This window comes from Candidatus Effluviviaceae Genus I sp., assembly GCA_016867725.1.
Taxonomy (GTDB): Bacteria; Joyebacterota; Joyebacteria; order Joyebacterales; family Joyebacteraceae; genus VGIX01.
This window is the reverse complement of record VGIX01000071.1, coordinates 1-4,529: the sequence shown is the minus strand read 5'-3', so window position 1 is coordinate 4,529 and position 4,529 is coordinate 1. Positions and strand designations below refer to the sequence as shown.

The following is a 4,529-nucleotide window of genomic DNA, read 5'->3' as shown; positions in this document are numbered from 1 at the left end:
CTACGCCGCGGACGGCAAGCTCGACAAGCACACGATGTCGGCGAAGCTCGGACCGAACGTGGTGGACGTGACGAAGGCGCAGTTCCGGGAACTCGTGCGCGGCCGGAAGGGCACGGTGAAGTCGTTCCTGCTCGACCAGGAGAGGATCGCCGGCATCGGGAACGCGTACGTCCACGACATCCTCTTCCTGGCGCGCCTGCACCCGCAGAGGAAGCTCGACACGCTCTCCGCGGCCGAGGTGGACGGGCTCTGGCAGGCCATCCGCGACGGGCTCCTCCCGAGCCTCAGGAAGGGCGGCGCGTGGTACGAGAAGGGTCTCACGGGGAAGCCCGGCGGCTTTCAGCGCGAGGACATCATCATCGGCTACAGCGCGGGGAAGCCGTGCCCGAAGTGCCGCACGAAGATCGTGAAGATACGGACGGGCAGCAACGCGACGTTCATCTGCCCGAAGTGCCAGGCGATGAGGAAGGGCGCGGGGAGGCGCGGGGCTGCGGCAAGGCCGAAGCGGAAGCCCACGGCGCGGAAGCCGGCGTCGAAGGGGCGAGGGGTCCATGCTCGGTAGACACCCCAAACGCGCGAGCGCGGGCGCGCCGGCCGGCGACCGGCTCGTCTTCCACGTGGACATGGACGCGTTCTTCGCGTCGGTCGAGATCATGTGCCGGCCGAAGCTGCGCGGGAAGCCCGTCATCGTCTGCGGGAAGCCGACGATGCGGAGCGTCGCGGCCGCGGTGTCGTACGAGGCGCGCAAGTACGGCATCCGCTCGGGCATGCCCGTGGCCGAGGCGTTCCGGCGCTGCCCGCACCTCGTAGCGGTCGAGGGGAACCCGGGGCAGTACATCTACGTCTCGCTCGAGCTCCTTCGCATCTACAAGGAGTTCTCGACCATCGTCGAGCCGTACAGCATTGACGAGGCGTTCATCGAGATGACCGGGACCACCTGCACGTGGGAGAACTGCGAGGAGGTCGCGCGCGCGCTCAAGGCGCGCGTGCGCGAGCGGTTCGACCTCACTTGCTCGGTCGGTGTCGGCCCGAACAAGCTCGTGTCGAAGATGTGCTCCGGGCTTGAGAAGCCCGACGGGATGTCCATCGTGTACCCGGGCGAGTTCGCGCTCACCTTCGGCGCGCGCCCGGTGACCGACCTCTGGGGCGTGGGGGACAAGACGGGCATCGCCTTGAGCCTCATGGGCGTGAGCACGATCGGCGAGCTGGCGGAGTTCCCCGTCGCGATGCTGCGCCGCCGGTTCGGCATCATGGGGGAGATCCTCCACATGATGGCCGTGGGGCGTGACGACACGCCCGTGACGGCGTACTATGAGGGCATGCCGGTCAAGTCCATGGGGCACGAGCACACGCTGCCCGCGGACACCTGGGACATCATGGAGGCGGAGAAGGTGCTCCTGCGTCTCACCGACCAGGTCGCGCGCCGGATGCGGAAGAAGGGCTACCTCGGGAACGTCATCACCCTGAGCCTCCGGTTCTCGGACTTCGACAGGGTCGGCCGGCAGCGGAAGATCAAGTTCTACACGGACGAGGAGAGGGTCATCTACCGCGCGGGCCGCGAGCTCCTGCACGAGTGCTGGCGGCCTGGGCGTGCCATCCGGCTCGTGGGCATCAGTTGCTCGGGGCTCGTGCGGGTGCCCGAGACGTGCCAGGTGGACCTCTTCGTCCAGAAGGAAGAGGACTCGCACAGGAAGCTCCTGGCCGCGCTCGACGCGATCCGCGACAAGTTCGGCGAGCACGCCATCACGCGCGGGCGGCTCGTCTCGACCGAGGAGCGGCTGTGGGCCGCGAGCCGGCGCGTGTCGGAGCCGAGGTTCCTCAGGATGGGGGTGGGCGAGGGGCAGCGCCCGTCCGTCGTGGCGGGCTGGCACGACGCGGCGCCGCAGCTCGACACCGTGCCGCTCCCGCCGGGGCTTTCGTCGAGCCCGTTCGACATGCTGCGGCACCAGGACCTCGAGGACTCGCGGAGGTAGAGGCGGATGCCGACGCCCGGACAGCGAGGCGCAAGGCCGCGGCGCCCGAGCAGGAACCAGGGGGACCTCTTCGGCGACGACCTGCCGCGCCGTGATGAGCCGCGCGCCGGCCGGCCCGGCGCCCCCGCCGATGCGCGACCCGGCGCCGAATCGCGCCCGGAGCCCGGCCGCGCGGTGCCGGACCGCGTCCCGCGCGGGTTCGGCCCCGAGGGGAAGATCCGCATCGGCACCTCGGGCTACAGCTTCGTGGACTGGGTGGGCACGTTCTATCCTGAGGGCACGCCGCGGAACCGCATGCTCGACGAGTACGTGAAGCACTTCGACGTCGTCGAGATCAACTCGAGCCACTACCGCATCCCGACGGCCGACATGTTCGCTCGCATGGAGTCGAAGACCCCGCCTGGGTTCGAGTTCATGGTGAAGCTCTTCCAGGGCATGACGCACAAGGCCGAGGACGACCCTGCGATGTACGCGGACTTCGCGGCGTCGGTCGTGCCGCTCAAGGAGGCGGGCAAGTTCGCCGGGTACCTCGCGCAGTTCCCGTGGCAGTTCAAGAAGTCGTCGGGGGCCGAGGACCGGCTGGCCGCGCTCCGCGACCGGTTCCCCGGAGATCCGCTCTTCGTGGAGTTCCGGCACGACTCGTGGATCGAGGCGCCGACCTTCGAGTTCCTCCGCGAGCACGACATCGGGTACTGCTCGGTGGACGAGCCGCACCTGCAGGGGCTCGTGCCGCCCGTCGCGGTGGCGACGACCGACATCGGGTACGCGCGCCTCCACGGCCGGAACGCGCGCGACTGGTGGGGGAAGAGCGGCGCCGACCGGTACAACTACGACTACAAGCCCGAGGAACTCCTCGAGTGGACGCAGAAGATGCACAAGCTCGAGGAGAAGGTGAAGAAGGTGTACGCGTTCTTCAACAACTGCCACGCCGGGCACGCCGCGCGGAACGCCGAGCTCATGATGGAGCTCCTGGGCGGCGAGCTGGGGGCGCGATGAGGTCGGAGGGGCGAGGGCCACAGCGCGACGAGGAGGGGCATGACGATGGCGGCGGCGCGATGACCATCCGCGACTTCCTCGAGCACATCCGGCACGACCGCTACTACGGCGACCAGATCTCGCACGTCGAGGTCATTCCCGCGCGCGAGGCGCGGTTCGGCGACCTCGCGCGCCCCGTCGCGCCGGTGCTCGCGGGCGCGCTCGCCGCGGCGGGCATCGAGCGGCTCTACTCGCACCAGGTGAGCGCGATCGAGGCGATCCGGGAGGGCAAGAACGTCGTCGTCGTGACCGGGACGGCGTCGGGGAAGACGCTCTGCTACAACATCCCGGTGCTCGAGACGCTCCTCGCAGACCCGAACGCGAAGGCCCTCTACCTCTTCCCAACGAAAGCGCTCGCGCAGGACCAGCAGAAGAGCCTCACGCGCCCGGCCGCGCTCGACCCCGCGCTCCTCGAGGCCGTGCGCACGGGCACCTACGACGGCGACACGACGCGGCACACGCGGCGGAAACTGCGCGACGAGGGGAACGTGATCCTCTCGAACCCCGACATGCTGCACGCCGGCATCCTCCCGTACCACGCGAAGTGGAACCGGTTCTTCAAGGACCTCACGTTCGTCGTCATCGACGAGATCCACACGTACCGCGGGATCTTCGGCTCGAACGTGGCGAACGTCATCCGGCGCCTGAGGCGCGTCTGCGAGCACTACGGCGCGAGCCCGCAGTTCATCTGCTCGAGCGCGACCATCGCCAACCCGAAGGAACTGGCCGAGCGGCTCGTCGGGCTCCCGTTCGAGGTCGTTGAGAACGACGGCAGCCCGCGGGGCACCAAGTACTTCGTCCTGTGGAACCCGCCGTTCCTCGACCTCACGAAGATGGAGCGCCGCAGTTCGAACGTCGAGGGGCACTGGCTCATGGCGGAGCTTATCGCCAGTGGGTTTCAGACCATCGCGTTCGGGCGCGCGCGCGTCGTGGCGGAGCTCATCTACCGCTACACGAAGGACACGCTCGAGCGGATGAAGCCCGAGTACGCGCGGAAGGTGAGGCCCTACCGCGGCGGGTACCTGCCCGAGGAGCGACGCGAGATCGAGCGGCAGCTCTTCTCCGGGGAGCTCATGGGCGTCGCGAGCACGAACGCCCTCGAACTGGGCATCGACGTCGGGAGCCTCGACGCGGCCATCATCGTGGGGTTCCCGGGGACCATCGCGAGCACCTGGCAGCAGGCGGGGCGCGCGGGCCGCGCGTCGGACGAGTCCCTCGCCGTGCTCGTCGGCTACAACGATCCCATTGACCAGTACCTCGTCCGGCACGGCGAGTACTTCTTCCGGCAGACGCCGGAGAACGCGGTCATCGACCCCGCGAACCGCTACATCCTCGCCAAGCACCTTCGGTGCGCCGCGTTCGAGCTTCCGCTGCTCGACGCCGACATGCGCCTGTTCGGCGAGATGACCGAGCCCATCGTGGACCTCCTCGAGGAGTTCAAGGAGGTGAAAGAGCTGGACGGGCGGTACTACTGGTCGTCCACCGAGCAGCCCGCGCGCTCGGTGAGCCTCAGGACCATCT

4 protein-coding genes are annotated in these 4,529 nt (G+C 68.9%); all 4 read left to right on the top strand.

Annotation, left to right across the window (positions count from 1 at the left end; translation table 11 throughout):
* A partial coding sequence (locus FJY74_09335; protein ID MBM3308514.1) for a hypothetical protein occupies nt 1-562 on the top strand: 562 nt, incomplete at its 5' end.
* Nucleotides 552-1,973 carry a DNA polymerase IV gene (dinB, locus tag FJY74_09330; protein ID MBM3308513.1) on the top strand — a complete coding sequence of 474 codons (1,422 nt, stop codon included), beginning with the start codon at nt 552-554 and terminating at the stop codon, nt 1,971-1,973. The genes FJY74_09335 and dinB, both read left to right, overlap by 11 nt.
* Before the next feature lie 174 nt (nt 1,974-2,147).
* Nucleotides 2,148-2,969: a DUF72 domain-containing protein gene (locus FJY74_09325; GenBank protein ID MBM3308512.1), complete on the top strand. Its 822-nt coding sequence runs from the start codon at nt 2,148-2,150 to the stop codon at nt 2,967-2,969.
* Nucleotides 2,970-3,028: 59 nt separating this feature from the next.
* Nucleotides 3,029-4,529: DEAD/DEAH box helicase (locus FJY74_09320; protein MBM3308511.1), on the top strand; the 1,501-nt coding region annotated here is incomplete at its 3' end.

Coding starts and splice junctions, on each gene's coding strand:
- dinB (MBM3308513.1), top strand. CDS start 552: ATGCTCGGTAGACACCCCAAACGCGCGAGCGCGGGCGCGCCGGCCGGC.